Annotated in this window: 14 protein-coding genes; 13 read left to right on the top strand and 1 reads right to left on the bottom strand. The window is 48.7% G+C overall.

The genetic code is table 11. The annotated features are described in order from the left end of the window. Positions 1–12 precede the first annotated feature (12 nt). Positions 13–705, top strand: a complete 693-nt coding sequence (locus FZD51_RS08335) for an AIM24 family protein (protein WP_009791608.1) — start codon at positions 13–15, stop codon at positions 703–705. 72 nt (positions 706–777) lie between these two features. Here FZD51_RS08335 and metA read toward each other — a convergent pair whose 3' ends face one another. Next, positions 778–1,683, bottom strand: a complete 906-nt coding sequence (gene metA, locus FZD51_RS08330) for a homoserine O-acetyltransferase MetA (RefSeq protein ID WP_148974366.1) — start codon at positions 1,681–1,683, stop codon at positions 778–780. A 164-nt stretch (positions 1,684–1,847) separates the two neighbouring features. Between metA and FZD51_RS08325 the strand changes: the two genes are divergently transcribed. The 12 genes from FZD51_RS08325 to FZD51_RS08270 all read left to right on the top strand — a co-directional run bounded on the left by FZD51_RS08325 (position 1,848) and on the right by FZD51_RS08270 (position 16,994). Next, the gene (locus tag FZD51_RS08325) at positions 1,848–3,536 is read left to right on the top strand and encodes a formate--tetrahydrofolate ligase (RefSeq protein ID WP_148974365.1); all 1,689 of its coding nucleotides are present in this window, start codon (positions 1,848–1,850) and stop codon (positions 3,534–3,536) included. Between the two features lie 14 nt (positions 3,537–3,550). Continuing rightward, entirely contained in the window at positions 3,551–4,075 is a 525-nt protein-coding gene (locus tag FZD51_RS08320; RefSeq protein WP_148974364.1) for a hypothetical protein, read from the top strand. A gap of 62 nt (positions 4,076–4,137) precedes the next feature. Beyond that, positions 4,138–4,620 (top strand): glutathione peroxidase, encoded by a 483-nt coding sequence (locus FZD51_RS08315; RefSeq protein ID WP_148974566.1) that lies wholly within the window; start codon positions 4,138–4,140, stop codon positions 4,618–4,620. 277 nt (positions 4,621–4,897) lie between these two features. Further along, positions 4,898–7,996: a GNAT family N-acetyltransferase gene (locus tag FZD51_RS08310; protein WP_148974363.1), complete on the top strand. Its 3,099-nt coding sequence runs from the start codon at positions 4,898–4,900 to the stop codon at positions 7,994–7,996. Continuing rightward, positions 7,993–8,853, top strand: coding sequence for an amidohydrolase family protein (locus FZD51_RS08305; protein WP_148974362.1), 861 nt, complete (start codon positions 7,993–7,995; stop codon positions 8,851–8,853). The genes FZD51_RS08310 and FZD51_RS08305 overlap by 4 nt, the downstream gene beginning before the upstream one ends. A gap of 80 nt (positions 8,854–8,933) precedes the next feature. After that, complete coding sequence (locus FZD51_RS08300) at positions 8,934–9,782, top strand: DegV family protein (RefSeq protein ID WP_148974361.1); 849 nt, start codon at positions 8,934–8,936, stop codon at positions 9,780–9,782. A 139-nt stretch (positions 9,783–9,921) separates the two neighbouring features. Continuing rightward, positions 9,922–10,566: an HD domain-containing protein gene (locus tag FZD51_RS08295; RefSeq protein ID WP_148974360.1), complete on the top strand. Its 645-nt coding sequence runs from the start codon at positions 9,922–9,924 to the stop codon at positions 10,564–10,566. Beyond that, entirely contained in the window at positions 10,563–12,443 is a 1,881-nt protein-coding gene (locus FZD51_RS08290) for an ABC-F family ATP-binding cassette domain-containing protein (RefSeq protein WP_148974359.1), read from the top strand. The genes FZD51_RS08295 and FZD51_RS08290 overlap by 4 nt, the downstream gene beginning before the upstream one ends. A 98-nt stretch (positions 12,444–12,541) precedes the next feature. Beyond that, the gene (locus tag FZD51_RS08285) at positions 12,542–13,672 is read left to right on the top strand and encodes a conserved virulence factor C family protein (RefSeq protein ID WP_148974358.1); all 1,131 of its coding nucleotides are present in this window, start codon (positions 12,542–12,544) and stop codon (positions 13,670–13,672) included. A 206-nt stretch (positions 13,673–13,878) separates the two neighbouring features. After that, positions 13,879–15,591, top strand: coding sequence for a dihydroxy-acid dehydratase (gene ilvD / locus FZD51_RS08280; protein ID WP_148974357.1), 1,713 nt, complete (start codon positions 13,879–13,881; stop codon positions 15,589–15,591). Positions 15,592–15,666: 75 nt separating this feature from the next. Continuing rightward, complete coding sequence (locus FZD51_RS08275) at positions 15,667–16,104, top strand: BrxA/BrxB family bacilliredoxin (protein WP_148974356.1); 438 nt, start codon at positions 15,667–15,669, stop codon at positions 16,102–16,104. Positions 16,105–16,217: 113 nt separating this feature from the next. After that, entirely contained in the window at positions 16,218–16,994 is a 777-nt protein-coding gene (locus FZD51_RS08270; RefSeq protein WP_148974355.1) for a class I SAM-dependent methyltransferase, read from the top strand. Positions 16,995–17,025: the final 31 nt, after the last annotated feature.

Here is a 17,025-nt window from a genome sequence, read left to right as displayed (position 1 = left end):
GAGAGTAGTAGAATGAGCAGATATTCAATCGAAGAATTCGTCAGCCAGACAAAACAGCAGGATAAAGGAGAAGGCCTGTTTGAGCTTGAAACACCAAGGATGCTTGAGATCAACCTGACAAATCAGATCTGGGCAAAGACCGGTGCCATGGTTTCCTACAGGGGAAACATTAAGTTTGAAAGAGAAGGGATCCTGGAGCACGGTCTCGGGAAAATGTTCAAAAAGGCGCTGACAGGGGAAGGGACCTCTCTGATGAAAGCGACAGGGAATGGCAAACTCTATCTGGCAGACCAGGGGAAAAAGATATCGATCCTCAACCTTGGCGGTGAAGCGATTTTTGTGAACGGAAATGACTTGCTGGCATTCGAACCCGGCATCAGCTGGGATATCAAGCTGATGAAAAGGATCGCCGGCATGATGGCAGGCGGGCTCTTCAATGTCCGCCTTGAAGGGCGCGGCATGGTCGCCATCACTTCCCATTATGAGCCGCTGACACTGCTGGTCACACCGGATAATCCAGTGTACACAGATCCAAATGCGACAGTAGCCTGGTCAGGCAGCCTTCAGCCGGAGTTTGTGACGGATATATCCTTTAAGACCTTCCTTGGAAGAGGAAGCGGGGAATCAATCCAAATGAAATTCTCGGGCAACGGGTTTGTTGTAGTGCAGCCGTTTGAGGAAGTCTACTATAGCCAGCAAAGCTGATTGAATGGATGAAATGAAAATGGCTGCCTCTAAGAGTGCAGCCATTTTGCTATTCTTTCAGAAGACAGGGCGTTACCATTCGTATGGAGTTTCCTGGTATACATAATAGTTCAGCCAGTTTGAAAAAAGCAGATGCGCGTGAGACCTCCATCTGTTCTTTGGAGGCAGCATAGGGTCGTCTTCCGGGAAATAGTGCAATGGCAGGTCCGGCAAGAGCCCCCTTGCTTTGTCCCTTTCATACTCATCAGCCAGTGTGCGTGATTCATACTCGAGATGGCCGGTGACCATGATTCTTCTGCCGTCCTTAGAACTGATGATGAATGCGCCGGCCTCTTCTGATACGGACAGAAGCTTCAGGGAAGGATGCTCATTTATTTTTTCAATCGAAACGTCTGTGTTCCTTGAATGCGGGGCAAGGAAATGGTCATCAAATCCCCTCAGCAGCTTTATGGAAGGATCGCAAACGGTGTGGGCGTATACCCCGGAGCATTTCCGCGAAAGGATCTCCTTGCCGATCCCATAATAATGATAAAGTGCAGCCTGCGCACCCCAGCAGATATGCATGCTGGAGGTCACATTCTCTTTCGCCCAATCCATGATCCCGGTCAGCTCTTCCCAATAGTCGACTTCCTCGAAATCCAGCATTTCAATCGGCGCTCCGGTTATGATCATCCCATCGAATTTATGATGCCTGATCTCTTGAAAAGTAGTATAAAACTGCTCAAGATGCAGTTCACTCGTATTTTTTGAATCATGTGTCGCTGTTTTAAGGAACGATATATTTACCTGAAGCGGTGTGTTGCCAAGAAGCCTCAAAAGCTGTGCTTCTGTTTTTTCTTTTTCAGGCATGAGATTCAGAATGATGATATTTAGCGGACGGATGTCCTGCTGCCTTGCCCGGCTGTCATCCATGATAAAGATATTTTCTTTCTCCAGGATCTCACGGGCAGGCAGCAGAGGCGGGATACAAATGGGCACGGGTCCTTCCTCCTCGTTGGAATATTCAATTATCTAATTATAAAAGCAAACGGCATGATCAGGCAATGCCGGGCAAAAGATTCATTATTTAAAATTCTATCACTTATTATTGGACGCGGTGGTACAATATAGAAGGAAACTTTGCATATTTCGGGGGGACAAGAATGAACGTGAAACCAAAGGTAAAGTCAGATATCGAAATCGCACAGGAATCAGAACTGAAACCAATCAAAGAAATCGCAGCCGGAATCGGGCTGGAAGAAGATGATTTAGAGCTCTACGGGAAGCACAAGGCCAAGCTGTCATATGAGGCCATGAAAAAGCTGCAGACAAAAGAGTCGGGAAAAGTCATTCTGGTTACAGCCATCAATCCAACTCCTGCAGGAGAAGGGAAGTCTACAGTGACTGTCGGTCTTGGTGATGCCCTGACAAGACTCGGTAAGAAAACCGTGATAGCGATGCGTGAACCTTCACTTGGCCCAACCATGGGAATCAAAGGGGGCGCCACCGGCGGCGGATATGCACAGGTGCTGCCTATGGAGGATATCAATCTTCATTTCACGGGGGACCTGCATGCCATTACTTCAGCAAATAATGCGCTCTCTGCCTTGATTGATAACCATCTGCAGCAGGGAAATGAACTGGGTATCGACCAGCGGAGGATTGTCTGGAAGCGGGCAGTCGATTTGAATGACCGGGCCCTGAGAAAGGTGATCGTCGGCCTTGGCGGCCCAATGCAGGGAGTTCCAAGGGAAGATGGGTTTGATATTACGGTGGCATCGGAAATCATGGCCGTTTTATGCCTGGCATCAGATCTGGCAGATTTGAAATTGAGGCTTTCAAGGATGGTCATTGCTTATAATGATCAAAAAGAACCTGTCACAGCCGGCGATTTAGGTGCAGAAGGCGCACTTGCCCTGCTTTTAAAGGATGCCATTAAGCCGAATCTGGTCCAGACGATTGAACATACACCTGCATTGGTGCATGGAGGGCCCTTCGCCAATATCGCCCATGGCTGCAACAGCGCTGCCGCGACAACAGCTGCGTCAAAGCTGGCCGATTATGTGGTCACAGAGGCAGGGTTCGGTGCAGATCTTGGAGCGGAGAAATTCCTGCATATCAAAACAAGGAACGCGGACATCCAGCCTGAAGCAGTGGTAATCGTAGCCACAATCAGGGCGCTTAAGATGCATGGCGGAGTAAAGAAAACAGATCTTGCAGAGGAAAATGCCGCTGCATTGGCAGAAGGATTCGCCAATCTGAAGAAGCACGCTGAAACGATTAAGAGCTTTGGCCTTCCGTTCACTGTTGCCATAAATAAATTTGTAACTGATACAGATCTGGAAGTGAGCACACTGCTTGGACTCTGCGAGAAAGAAGGCTTCCCTGCTGCCCTTACAGAAGTATGGGAAAAAGGCGGGGAAGGCGGACTTGCATTGGCAGAAACTGTCCTGAAGCTTATTGATAAAAAGGAAAGCAGTTTTGCTCCGTTATACAGCCTGTCAGATCCGCTTGAAGAGAAAATCAGGACTATCGTCCAGAAAGTATACGGGGGAGCCGATGTAGAATTTGCGGGCAAAGCTAAAAAGCAGCTTGCTGATTTTGAGACCTTTGGCTGGGGAAGCCTTCCGGTGTGCATGGCCAAAACCCAGTATTCGCTGTCAGATGACCCTGCAAAGCTGGGAAGGCCTGAAGGATTCACAGTAACAGTCCGCGAGCTGAAGCCTTCCATCGGGGCAGGTTTCATCGTCGCCCTTACAGGAGATGTCATGACAATGCCGGGGCTGCCAAAAGCGCCTGCTGCTTTGAAAATGGATGTGGATGAAAACGGAAATGCTGTTGGTCTATTTTAAAAGGGGTGTTCAGCTTGTTTGACCCGACTGCGTATGAAAATATGAAGATCGTCATGGAAGGCCTTCTGTATGATAAGGACCTTGCCGGTCAAATCAGCATTATAGACCGCAATGAGCTGATCAATACCGCCAAGCTTTCGAGAACATTTGAAATCACTTTTCAGGACAGGGAATCTGTCATTGCTTCATGCACCTTCATCATGAAAGCGGCGCTCGAAAACCTGGCGGCTGAGCTGCATCCCGCCCTCCTTTCTGAAAAGCTCTCAGGCTGCATGATCTCTATCCGATTTTCCTTCAGCCAAAGAAATGAGCCGGAACAGACGGCCGGCATCGACAGGCTCATGAAGTCCATCTGGGGGGAAAACAGAACCATCACCCAAACGGTTTCCTATGATCCCTTAAGCGGGCCGGACACTCTGCTGAATTTAACGGAAATCACTTTTGGCAGACTTATTTATGAAGACCAAATCGATGATCTTGCCCTTCTGTCCGATCATATGGCCGAATGCCTGAGGAAGCTTGAGGATGTGCTCTCTTAAACAAGAGTTTAAACTGGCATTATAGGCTTATCGTGATTACGATAAGAGCAGGAGGTGCGATGATGTCTATATATCAATTTAATGCGATGAAAAGTGATGGCTCGGATGTACCGCTGAGGGAGTTTGAGGGGGATGTGCTCCTCATTGTCAATACAGCGAGCAAATGCGGCTTTACACCACAGTTCAAGGAGCTGCAGGAAATCTATGAACAGCTTAACAGGGAAGGCCTGGAAATTCTCGGATTCCCCTGCAATCAATTCATGAATCAGGATCCGGGCAGCAACGAGGAAATCCAGCAGTTCTGCCAGCTGAACTATGGGGTGTCGTTCCCGATGTTCGCGAAGGTGGATGTGAACGGGAAAAATGCCGACCCCATTTTTCAATATTTAACAGAAGAAGCGCCTGGCATGCTTGGCATGAAGGCTGTTAAATGGAACTTCACCAAATTCCTTGTGAACAAAAAAGGAGAAGTCGTCAAGCGGTATTCTCCCAATACAAATCCAAAAGAAATCCTCGGCGATATTGAGGAAGAATTGGCAAGATAATGCATCCGGTCTGGAACTGGATGTACAAAAGGCTCTGCTTAGGCAGGGCCTTTTTGCGTGCCATTTTTTCCGTTTTAAAAATTTAGAATTGTCTTTACTTTGATTCTTTAACCTAATACGATAAGAATGGGCGTGCCAAAATGTTCCACCAAAGGGGAACAAGGCAAATAACTGCCCTGATTGAAGGAGGAAATAAGATGGACAAAGCAGGAAAAATACAAATTCAATGCAGCGATAAGATGGAAGGCACGTAGTTAAGAATCGAGGAGGAAGAGACATGGAAAAAGTGATGAATAAGATACAGGTGGTCCGCTACCAGCCGGGATTGGCGGATGCAGTTGCGAAAATGTGGAATATGAGCCGCGATAGCTGGGGCGGCGACAACCGGGTGATGACAGGTGAGCAAGTGAAGACAAAAGAGGAAAACTCGGATAATATCGAACTGTATATCGCACTGGATGGGAAAGAGGTCGTAGGCTATTGCGGACTTTCAGAATATAAGGAAGATGAAAGTGCGCTTTATATTCCTCTCCTGAATGTGCGCCCGGATTATCATGGCAGAAAAATCGGCAAGCTCCTTGTTCTTGAGGCACTTGGAAAGACAGTGGAGCTCGGATGGCCTCGTCTGGACCTGTATACCTGGCCTGGCAATACGAAGGCTGTGCCATTGTATAAAAAATGCGGCTTCTTTTGGGAAGACAGAGACGACTCCACTCACTTGATGAACTTCATTCCCGCTGTTTTGAATACGCCGCTATTGAAGCCGGTTTTTGAAAAACTGGACTGGTACAGTTCGAGCACCAGGAAAATCGAAGTGAAGCCTGATGGGAAAAACGAGAATGGCTTCACTTATTATGATTATGAGTGGGAAGATGAAGGGACTCATGCAAGAGTCCAATTTGAACGTTCAGGAAGGGGCATGCGCCTGATTGAAACAGATGAGTTCCTGGCTGAACTGGTATTGAACGGGCACCAGCTGATTGAGGGGCGCAAGGAGTCCATTTCCTTAAGGATTGTTAATAAATCGGGAAATCCTCTTGCGGTTGAAGCAGCCGGGAAGGATAGCGGCCGGGTGAATTGCAGCTTATCATCGTCCGTTATGGTCTCTGGTGAAGAAGTCATCACAGGAGTGCTGGACATCAGAGAAGGGGAAGCGCCTGACTCCTGGAAGACACACCCGTCTGCAGAAGTGGATTTGTCTATAAATGGGCTGAGCTGTTCATTGAGTCTGGGCATCCATCCGAAAAAGCCTGCTGATATAACTGTCTCCCTTCTGGGGCATCTGAGCTACCTGGGCAAACAGTCAGAGGTTGCTGTCGAGGTTAAAAATAATCTGCCGGAAGAGGCAAAAGTGAAAATCCAGTTTCCGGAAACAGAAAAGCTCCTTTTCGAACAAAAAGAAATTGTGCTGAATGTAAAACCGAAAGAACGGAAAAGCTTCTTCCTTCCAGCTGTGGTAAAGAAGCATGGTTTTTCCGAACACTTACTGCAGGTGGCTCTGACGGGATCCAAAGGCGGCCGATTCCATTTCGAAAAGAAAGCGGGTCTGGCACTGAAGGGTTTTGGCAGCCAATTTGGCGGTGAGACAGAGGAATACTGGCAAATCTTCAATGGAAACAGCCAGGTGAATATCAGAAAGCGGGACTATACTGTGAAAGCCGGCCGAAGCGGGAAATTGGATCAGCCATTTGCGTTCTTCCAGCCGAAACTGGGAAAACCCTATACCGCAGAATTCGCCAAAAAGAAACCTGTATCTGCAGAGTGGTATAAAGATGGGGCAGCAGTAACACATAAGCTGGAATTCCTTTCGGAAAATATGCCGGGAATCAAGCTTAGCATCTTTACATCCCTTTATGCTGAAGGACTTGTAAAGAGGTGGATGGAATGTGAGAATGGCAGGGAAGAGCCTGTTGAACAGCTGTATATCTCTCAGTCCATGTACCATGAAGGCCGGGAGATGGTGTTTCCGCTTGCCGGGGAAGCGGTTGCGTTTTCTGATATGAAGGAGCTTCTGTATGGAGATGTCAACTTTAGCTCTCTGTCAGGAAATTGGTATTTCGCAGGACAAGGAGGGGAACCTGTAGGGCTTGCCTGGCCGGAAAGCGCAAGGGCGGTACCGGATAATTGGCAGCTTTCAATCGAATTCCGGACCGGTGAGATCCAGGCGAAAGAAAAGGCGGTCCTTGAACCTGTTTATCTATCAATTGGAGCCTTCCAGTCCTGGGAAGAGTTCGCAGCATTTGCTACCCACTCCCCTTCAGCTGATAAAAAAAGTACAGCTCCTGAGAAGGAAATGAACATCACTTCTGTATTCATGCGTGATGAAAAATATGCAGCAGACCTGACGTTAAACAATCACAGGCTCCAGCCATTTGAAGGGAAGCTCTCCATCTCGGCTGACGGCAGTGTCAAGGCAGCTGAGGAGATTAGGCTTGAGGGAGGAAAAGATTATAAAACCAGCGTTACATTGGGGGAAAAAGCAGGAATCAGCATTGTGTCTGCAATTCTTGAGGAAGGCAGCAGCTGCGAAAAAATCGATAGCATCGTTCTGATGCCTGGAGGAGAAGTGCAGATATCATCGGAAGAGGAAGCAGGACTGAAAGTGGCAAAAGCAGTAAACGGGACAGTGGAAATCAAATCGGCACCAGGCTTCTATCCGGGGATTTACTCCATCACGGTGAACGGAAGAAAATGGCTGGACCATTCCTTTCCTTCTCTCCAGGCAAAAGGCTGGTGGAATCCATGGGGCGGAGGAATGAAGACAATTCCTTCAAAACTGAATGTTTTCTCGATCCTGAAAGGCCAGACAGAGGCAGAGGCAGCTGCGGTCCGTGATAATTCCGGGGAATTGTGGCAGGGACTCAAGGTTACAACAAGGCTTGGGGAGCATCCTGTATGGCAGGGACTTGCATTTGCACAATATTATCTCATGCTCCCAGGTGTACCGTTGATCGCGTCATTTCTCCGAATAGAGGAAGCGGGAGGCAAGCTCCTTGCCGGTGAGTATGCTGTCACGGATGCTTTCCTGAATGGCGGTAAGCTTGAAGATCTTTCGATCAGGCCGGACGGAGCAGATGAGAATGGCTTTTATACAGCAGGAAAGGACGAGAATGTTCTCTTTTTGGGGAATGGCTCATCCGTCTGCAGCACTCATGCAGAAGAAAAGCTGTATATGGCAGCAAACAGCATGGCTGACCTTAATGAGGCATATATGAACAAAGAGGCATGCCAGCTTATATCAAGGCAGCCATTCAGCGCCGGAGGGCGGGATAGCCAGACGAAACCGGTATTCATGCTGTTTGACAGCAGGGATTTATCCGGGAAGCTGCTGGATAGGCTGCAGAAAATCAGTTTCAGCAATGAGGAGACAGAATGAAAATAATAGACGCGCATATGCATTTTTCACAAATTAAATCTTTTCACGAAACTGCAAGGGACCTTTCGTTTGTTGATTATTCCTATAAAGGGATTGCGGCGGAGTACCGGGATGCCGGTGTCGTGCTCGGAATCGGCATGGGCCTTGAGGAAACAGGCGGGATGGGTTTTCCGGACCATGATGCAAGGACACCGATGATGCTGGACCTGGCTGAATCCCAGCCGGATATAATAGTGGCATGCGCCGGCATAAATCCATTCAATATGGATTCTGAGGCACTTGAAAGGCTGGAAGACGTGATTCAGCGGCCCGGGACTGTCGGGTTTAAAATCTACCTGGGCTATTATTCTTTTTACGCTTACGACGAAGTATATGAACCGGTCTATAAGCTTGCTGAGAAATACAGTGTGCCGGTTGTCTTCCATACTGGCGACACTTATTCAGAAAGGGGGCTGCTGAAGTACTCCCACCCTCTTGCCATCGATGAAGTGGCTGTCAGGCACCGGAATGTCAATTTCATGATGGCTCATTTCGGCGATCCCTGGACCCTGACGGGGGCTGAGATCATCTATAAGAATCCGAACGTGTACGCTGATCTCTCAGGACTGATAGTGGGTACGGAAGAAGAGCTGAAGAAAAGGAGCGGAGGGCGGTTCCTAGACCACCTTCGCCACGCGCTTGAGTTTGCGGATTCTTATGATAAATTGATCTTTGGGACTGACTGGCCCTTGATCCCTATAGCTCCATATATTGAGTTTATCAAGGATCTTATCCCTGAAGAGCATCATGAAAAGGTATTTTACCACAATGCCTTGAAACTGTTTCCGAAAATCGCGGCTTTTCTGCCGGAAGAATAAAAGTTGCGGCTATCCTTTTTCCTGGGATAGCCGTTTATAACAAATACAGAAATACATAATTACCGCAAGGAGGAAACCTGATGGGAAAAGTGGCATGGGTTACCGACAGCACAGCATGCCTGGATGAGGAATTAGCGGCGCACCCGGATGTCTATGTTGTGCCGATGACAATCATCATGGATGGCCAGGAGTATATAGAGGGGAGGACCATAAGCGCTGAAGACCTGTTCAGGCGCCTGAAGACACTTTCTTCGCCTCCAAAGACCTCACAGCCTTCTGTGGGCTCTTTTCAGGCTCTTTTTGAAGAGCTTGAAGAAAACTATGATTCTATTGTGGCCGTCCTTGTATCGGCGAAGCTCAGCGGGACTGTTTCATCCAGCCAGCAGGCAGCACAGCTGGTGAACATACCTGTCTATACAGTCGATTCGGGTATCTTATCTTATCCTTTGACAAGGCTGATAAAGGAAGGGATGCTTTTGACAGAATCAGGGATCGAAAGCAGCGAAGCAGCCCGCAGGATTGAGGAAATCGGATCCACATCGCAGACATTAGTCCTTGTCGGGAGCCTCGAACAGCTTCATCGCAGCGGAAGGATGTCCGGGCTGCAATTCTATTTTGGCAGCCTATTGAGCATTAAGCCGATCATTGCCATAAGCGGCGGGGCACTCAGCATAAAAGAAAAGGCAAGGAGCATCAGGAAGGCCAGGGAACGGATGAAGGCCTTGCTGAAGGAAGCGTATGAACAGCATGGTTTCCGGGAGGTCTTCATTCTGTATGGCCTATATGACAGAGAGGCAAAAGAATGGATGGCGGATCTAAGGGCCAGCTTCCAGGAAATCGAGTTCAGCACCTTCCCTCTGGGGGCCACCATCGGGGTTCATGCCGGGGAAGATACCATTGGATTCAGCTGGTTCAACGGGCTGAAATAGATCAGTAAGCAGAAAGCCTTGCACAGCAGCAAGGTTTTTTCTTTTGATTTTGCTCAGATAAAGGCAGATATAGCTGAGAAGAAACATCCTCCTCCTTTTCATGATAAAATAAGCATCAGCAGGAAAGAGGTGCGTGTTAATGGAAAAAATAATCTTGCAGGCAGAGCGGTATGTCCGCGCTGAGCTTGGCCGGGATGCTTCAGGGCATGACTGGCATCATATAGATAGAGTCAGGAAAAATGCGTTATATATACAGAGGCAGGAGAAACGGGGAGATGCTTTCATTATTGAAATGGCAGCCCTTTTACATGATATACCCGATGCTAAGCTGAATGCCGATGAGGAAAAAGGATGGGACAGGCTCCGCAGCTTTTTTAGGGAGGCAGGGATTGAAACTGGACTGCAAAAGCAGCTGGAAGCGGTCATCTCCTCTGTTTCCTTCAAAGGGGGCTCCGGCATAAAGGCAGCATCTCCTGAGGCAATGATTGTCCAGGATGCAGACAGGCTGGATGCCATTGGTGCAATCGGGATTGCCCGGGCATTTGCCTATGGCGGGATGAAAGGCCATGCCCTTTATGACCCGGCGCTTTCAGCCAGGGAAGAAATGACACAGGAGGAATATAGGAATGGGCAAACCTCCTCCATCCATCATTTTTATGAAAAGCTGCTGAAGCTCCGCGATCTTCTGAATACAGATACAGCTAAAGAGATGGCAAAACAGCGCCATGAATTTATTCAATTATACTTAAAAGAATTTTACAGGGAATGGAATGGTCAGGCATGAAAATGATTTCAATTGAAAACTTATCAAAATCTTATGGGGAAAAGCAGCTCTTCCGGGATGTTTCTTTCACGATAGCTGAAAAAGAAAGAGTAGGGCTAATCGGCGTCAATGGAACTGGAAAGTCTTCTTTGCTGAAGATCGTGGCTGGAGTGGATGTACCGGATTCAGGGGAGATTGTATGCCCGAAAGATTATAAAGTGTCTTACTCAGAACAGAAGCCTGAGCTGAATCCCGGCCTGACAGTGCTTGAGCAGGTATTTGAAGGGGATGCGCCGATATTCCGCCTTTTGAGGGAATATGAACAGGTTATGGCGGGACTCGGAGCTTCGCCTGAGGATACCGGGCTCCAGGACAAGCTTTTTGCTCTTCAGAAAAGGATGGATGAGCTGGATGGCTGGGAAGCGGATGCCAGCGCGAAGGCAATCTTAAGCAGGCTCGGCATCGAGGAATACAGCAGGAAAATCGGGGAGCTTTCCGGAGGGCAGAAGAAGAGGGTTGCCCTTGCACAGGTGCTGATCCAGTCTCCGGATCTTCTAATTCTTGATGAGCCGACCAACCATCTTGATTATGAAACCGTCAAGTGGCTGGAAGAATATCTTAGCCGATTCAATGGCGCGCTCCTGCTGGTCACGCATGACCGTTATTTTCTCGACCGGGTAACCAACAGGATGTTCGAACTGGATGCAGGAAGTCTTTACAGCTATAAAGGCAATTATGCCGCTTTCCTTGAAGCGAAGGCCGTCAGGGAGGAAAATGAGGCAGCTACGATAGAAAAGCAGAAAAATCTTTTCCGCAGGGAACTTGAATGGATCAGAAGAGGGGCAAAAGCCAGGACCACCAAGCAAAAAGCAAGGATTCAGCGCTTTGATCAGCTGGAGGACACCCTTTCTTCTGTCAAAGCATCAGAAAAGCTCGATATGGCTTTATCCGGAAGCAGGCTCGGAAAACAGGTCTTTGAGCTGAAGGATGCTTCCAAAGAGCTTGGCGGCACGGTTGTGCTTGATGATTTCAGCATTCTGGTCAAGCCGGGCGACAGAATCGGGATTATCGGCAGAAACGGGACAGGAAAATCCACATTCCTGAATATACTAGCCGGCAAAATCCCGCTGGATTCAGGCGAGCGGATCATCGGCCAGACAGTCAAGGTAGCCTATTATACGCAGGAAAGCGAAGACATGGACGAAAACAAGAGAATGATCGAGTATTTGAAGGAGACAGCCGAGATCGTGCATACCTCTGATGGCAAAACGATTTCGGCAGCGCAGATGCTCGAGCGGTTCCTTTTCCCGTCAAGCACCCATGGGACACCGATCAGGAAGCTTTCCGGCGGGGAAAAGAGAAGGCTATATCTTCTAAAGATCCTTCTGTCGGAGCCGAATGTCCTTTTGCTGGATGAGCCGACAAATGATCTGGATACACAGACACTGACCGTGCTTGAAGACTATCTCGACGATTTTGCAGGGGTGGTCATAACTGTTTCCCATGACCGCTATTTTCTTGATAAAGTGGCAGAGCAGCTGCTCATCCTTGAAGGGAGCGGCAGAATCGGCTCTTACTATGGAAACTATACAGATTATATTGAGAGCCAGCCGCAGCAGGCAAAGCCAAAGAGCGTGAAGCAGGAACCCAAACCAAAGCCGGACGCAAAACCGAAGAAAAAGCGCATGTCCTACAATGAGCAAAGAGAGTGGGACAGCATCGACGGAAAGATTGCCGCGGCAGAAAAGCGCCTTGAGGAAATTGCCGGTGAGATGGCAGAAACGGGCAGCGATTTCATGAAGGCAAATGAACTTCTCGAGGAAGAAGCAAGTTTGAATGAGCAGCTTGAAGAGCTTATTGAAAGATGGAGCTATCTGGCCGAGCTCGCAGAAGGCTGAGGGCAAGTACAGCAGAAGCAGAGGGCCGGCAATGGCCTGGCCCTATATGTTAAGATGAAACAAAATTATTAATATCTAATAATGAGGAGGAACCATCATTGAAAATAAAATCGATTGAGCCTACTCCAAGCCCGAATACGATGAAAATCATCCTTGATGAAGAATTGCCTATGGGCAAAAGCAATAATTATAAAAAGGACAAGACAGAAGGAGCGCCAAAGGTTGTCTTGGATATCCTGCAGATAGAAGGAATCAAAGGGGTATATCATGTAGCGGATTTCCTCGCGGTTGAACGGAATGCAAAATTCGACTGGAAGGAGCTTCTCCCACAGGTCCGTAAGGCATTCGGGGAGGTAGCAGAGGAAACTGCCGGTGAGGCAGGATTGAATGAGCATTACGGCGAGGTAAAGGTCCAGGTGCAGATGTACAAAGATATCCCGATGCAGATCAAACTGACTGACGGCACTGAAGAGAAGCGTTTTGGACTGCCGGAAGCATATGTACAGGCAGTCCGTGATGTGCAGCAGCCTGATGATAATGTCGTCATGAGCAGAAAGTGGAAGGAGTTCGGTGTCAGGTATGGGGATATGGACCAGGTCGGGCAGGATATTCTTGAAGAATTGCTGGCAGCCTATCCTGAAAGCAGGCTGAAGAGCCTGATCGAGCAAGGGAAGAATGGCGCAGCTGCAGACAGCAAACCTGTCAGGACAAAAAGGAAGCTGGTCCCAGAGGATCTTGACAGCGATGATTGGCGGATACGCTATCAGCTGATGGAACAGATGGAGGATCCGGCGGTGGAAGATTATCCTGTCCTCGAAAAGGCGCTTGAAGACGAAAAGGCATCGATCCGCAGGCTGGCAGCCGTTTATCTCGGGATGATTGAGGACAAAAGTGTCCTTCCATATCTGTACAAGGCGCTGAAAGATAAGAGCGTGACAGTAAGGAGAACGGCCGGAGACTGTTTATCAGATCTGGGATTTGCGGAAGCAGAGGAAGCAATGATGGATGCCCTCCAGGATCCGAGCAAGCTTGTCCGCTGGCGTGCAGCCATGTTCCTGTATGAAGAAGGTACTGAAAAGTCGCTCCCGGCATTAAAGAATGCTGAAGAAGATCCTGAATTTGAAGTCAGCATGCAGATCAAGATGGCCATTGAACGGATTGAACAGGGTGAAGAAGCCAAGGGTTCTGTGTGGAAGCAAATGACCGAAGCCAGGAACCAAAGCAGCTGATCTTTTAAACATCCTTTAATAGAAGTAATGAAGGGTTCTGAACAAAACGTTCAGGATCCTTCTTCTTTTTTTCTTGAGTTGTACTATGTTGCTTTAGTGCTAACTTGCTTTTAAGCAATAAAAAAACATTAAATTTTGTGAAAATTATTGCAATTACCGAAAAAGTCCTCTATATTGAAAAGAAAATCTTTCGGGAGGGCTCATAATTGGGAAGAGATCTTAGAATAAAAAGCCATGTGATCAGCGAGGATGAAAGGCGCGCACCAAACCGGGCGATGCTGCGGGCAGTGGGATTCACGGATGAAGATTTTAAAAAGCCGATGATCGGCATTGCTAGCACTTGGAGCGAAGTGACTCCGTGCAATATACATATCAATGAACTTGCATTCAAGGCGAAGGATGGGGCCAGGGAAGCCGGGGGAGCTCCGCTTGTATTCAATACGATTACTGTATCTGACGGAATCTCCATGGGGACAGAAGGGATGAGGTATTCCCTTCCGAGCCGCGACCTGATTGCAGATTCCATTGAAACGGTGGTCGGCGGTGAAAGCCTGGATGGCTTCGTTGCCATCGGGGGCTGCGATAAAAATATGCCCGGCTGCCTGATGGCCATCGCAAGGATGAACCTGCCTGCCGTATTTGTGTATGGTGGCACGATCAAGCCTGGGAAGCTGCAGGGGCAGGATATTGACATCGTGTCTGTATTTGAAGGGGTAGGACAGTTCAATGGCGGGGCCATTGATAAAGCTGGACTCAATGAGATCGAATGCCATGCATGTCCGGGGGCAGGCTCCTGCGGCGGCATGTACACAGCCAATACGATGGCTAGCGCGATCGAGGCACTGGGAATGAGCCTGCCGGGCAGTTCCTCCAATCCGGCAGAAACAGATGAAAAGCGGCAGGATTGCCATGAAGCAGGAAAGGCAGTCTACCGCCTTCTCGAACAGGATATCAGGCCAAGGGATATTCTTACGAAGGAAGCGTTTGAGAACGCGATTACTGTCGTGATGGCACTGGGCGGTTCGACAAATGCCATCCTCCATTTGATGGCGATCGCCCATTCTGCTGAAGTGGACCTGTCACTTGAGGACTTCAACCGCCTCCAGAAAACCGTTCCCCATATCGCCGATTTGAAGCCGAGCGGAAAATATGTCATGCAGAACCTGCATGAAGCCGGCGGAGTGAGTGCAGTAATGAAGATGCTATTAAGGGAAGGGCTTCTTCACGGAGATTGCCTGACTGTTACAGGGAAGACGCTCGCTGAAAATCTGGAAGGCGCAGAAGATCTGAAAGCTGGCCAAAAGGTCATCTACCCGCTTAATGCCCCTCTTCGGGCAAACGGGCCGCTCGTAGTCCTGAAAGGCAATCTTGCCCCGGAAGGCGCCGTAGCGAAGGTATCCGGCCTGAAGGTCACCAGGCACACCGGGCCTGCCAAGGTGTTTGATGATGAGGAGTCTGCTACAGATGCTGTCCTGAGGGGAGACATTCAGGCCGGTGATGTACTGGTTATCAGGTATGAAGGGCCAAAAGGCGGGCCTGGCATGCCTGAAATGCTATCCATTTCCGGAATACTTGTAGGAAAAGGGCTCGGAGAAAGCGTAGCATTGCTGACAGACGGGCGCTTTTCTGGGGGGACTCATGGCCTTGTGGTAGGACATATAGCTCCGGAAGCACAGGTTGGCGGACCGATTGCCCTCATTCAGACAGGTGATAGGATTACTATTGACAGCACCGGACAAACACTTGAAGTGGATGTCTCTCCTGCTGAGCTGGAAGAGAGGAAGAAATCCTGGAATCCGCCGCCGCTTTTATCCCGCGGAGCCCTGGCTAAGTATACAAGGCTCGTTTCCTCTGCTTCAAGGGGGGCTGTCACTGACCATTTTGAGGAAGAGCCTGCTGCCAGGCCGCTTAAAGTGTAGAGTGCCATCCAATTGCAATCAGAGCTGATGTTATAGTATGCTATCATTGCAAACGTTTAAAGGAGGCAATCAAACATGTCTATGGCATATGAAGAATATATGAGGCAGATGGTGAAGCCGATGCGTGCAGAGCTTACACGCGCAGGCTTCAATGAGCTAACAACAGAAGATGAGGTTGAACAGTTTATGGAAAAAAACACAGAGGGCACAACACTTGTTGTTGTTAACTCTGTCTGTGGATGTGCTGCCGGACTGGCTCGTCCTGCTGCAACGCAGGCTGTCATGCACGCTGAAAAGAAGCCTGATAACCTTGTGACTGTATTTGCCGGGCAGGATAAAGACGCAACAGCAAAGATGCGTGAATATTTCGATGGGATCGAGCCTTCTTCACCAAGCATGGCTCTCATGAAGGGTAATGAAGTAGTCCACTTTATCCCGCGCCACGATATTGAAGGTTTCCCGATGGAAACCATCATGGAAAATCTTCTGGCTGCATTTGAGGAAAACTGCTGAAGAAACATTGGAAGGATGCCGTAAAAGGCATCCTTTCGCATTTTCTCAAAACGGTATATGCTGTCAATGAGGACTAATAGTCAATTAATATTTCAGTCAGGAAGGTAAAAAAGATGTTTGTAACTACAGCGGGCAGGACAAGCCCTGGCATGATCCAGGCGGCAAAAGAAGCGGCAGCTGAGCTTGGTGTCGCCTTTCGTCCGCGAAAGAGTCTTTCTGTCTCTTCACTGCAGGAGCAGTGGAAGGATGATTGCATCGTATATGGCAAAAACAGGCTCGAATTATTTTCATATGGAGAAAGCTCACCGTACTTCTTTCATCCGAATTCTGCAGCATTCAGGATGAAAAGGCTGATGAGGGGCGAGTCTGACCCCTTTTTGGAAGCGGCGAAAATCGAGCCTGGGGACACAGTGGCGGACTGCACGCTCGGCCTAGCTTCAGACAGCATCATTGCAAGCTATGCAGCAGGTCCTTCCGGTAAAGTGACCGGTGTGGAAGGCAATCCCTTCCTTGCTTATCTCGCAGAGAAGGGGCTTAAAACCTGGAAGTCCGGAGTTCCGCAAATGGATGAGGCGATGGAGAGGGTCGAGGTCATCAGTGCTCTCTCCCTTGACTACTTGAAGGGCAGGCCGGATCAGTCCGAAGATATCGTTTACTTTGACCCTATGTTTGAAGAAAAACTTGTGGACTCCGACGGGATTAAGGAGCTGGCTAAATTTGCTGTGTATGGGCTGTCCAGGGAGCTGATAGAAGAAGCCAAAAGGGTATCGCGGAAGAGGGTCGTCCTGAAAGACCATTTCCGGAGCGAAAGATTCAGCACCTTCGGCTTTGAGGTTTACCGGCGGAAATCTTCCCGGTTTCACTTTGGGGTCCTGGAAAGAAAAAGATAAGCAGGCATCATTAAAGCGCAGGATTTCCGCC

Origin of the sequence: Bacillus infantis (assembly GCF_008180445.1) — a bacterium.
Classification (GTDB): domain Bacteria; phylum Bacillota; class Bacilli; order Bacillales; family Cytobacillaceae; genus Bacillus_AB; species Bacillus_AB infantis_B.
This window is presented reverse-complemented; position numbering and strand designations above follow the sequence as displayed.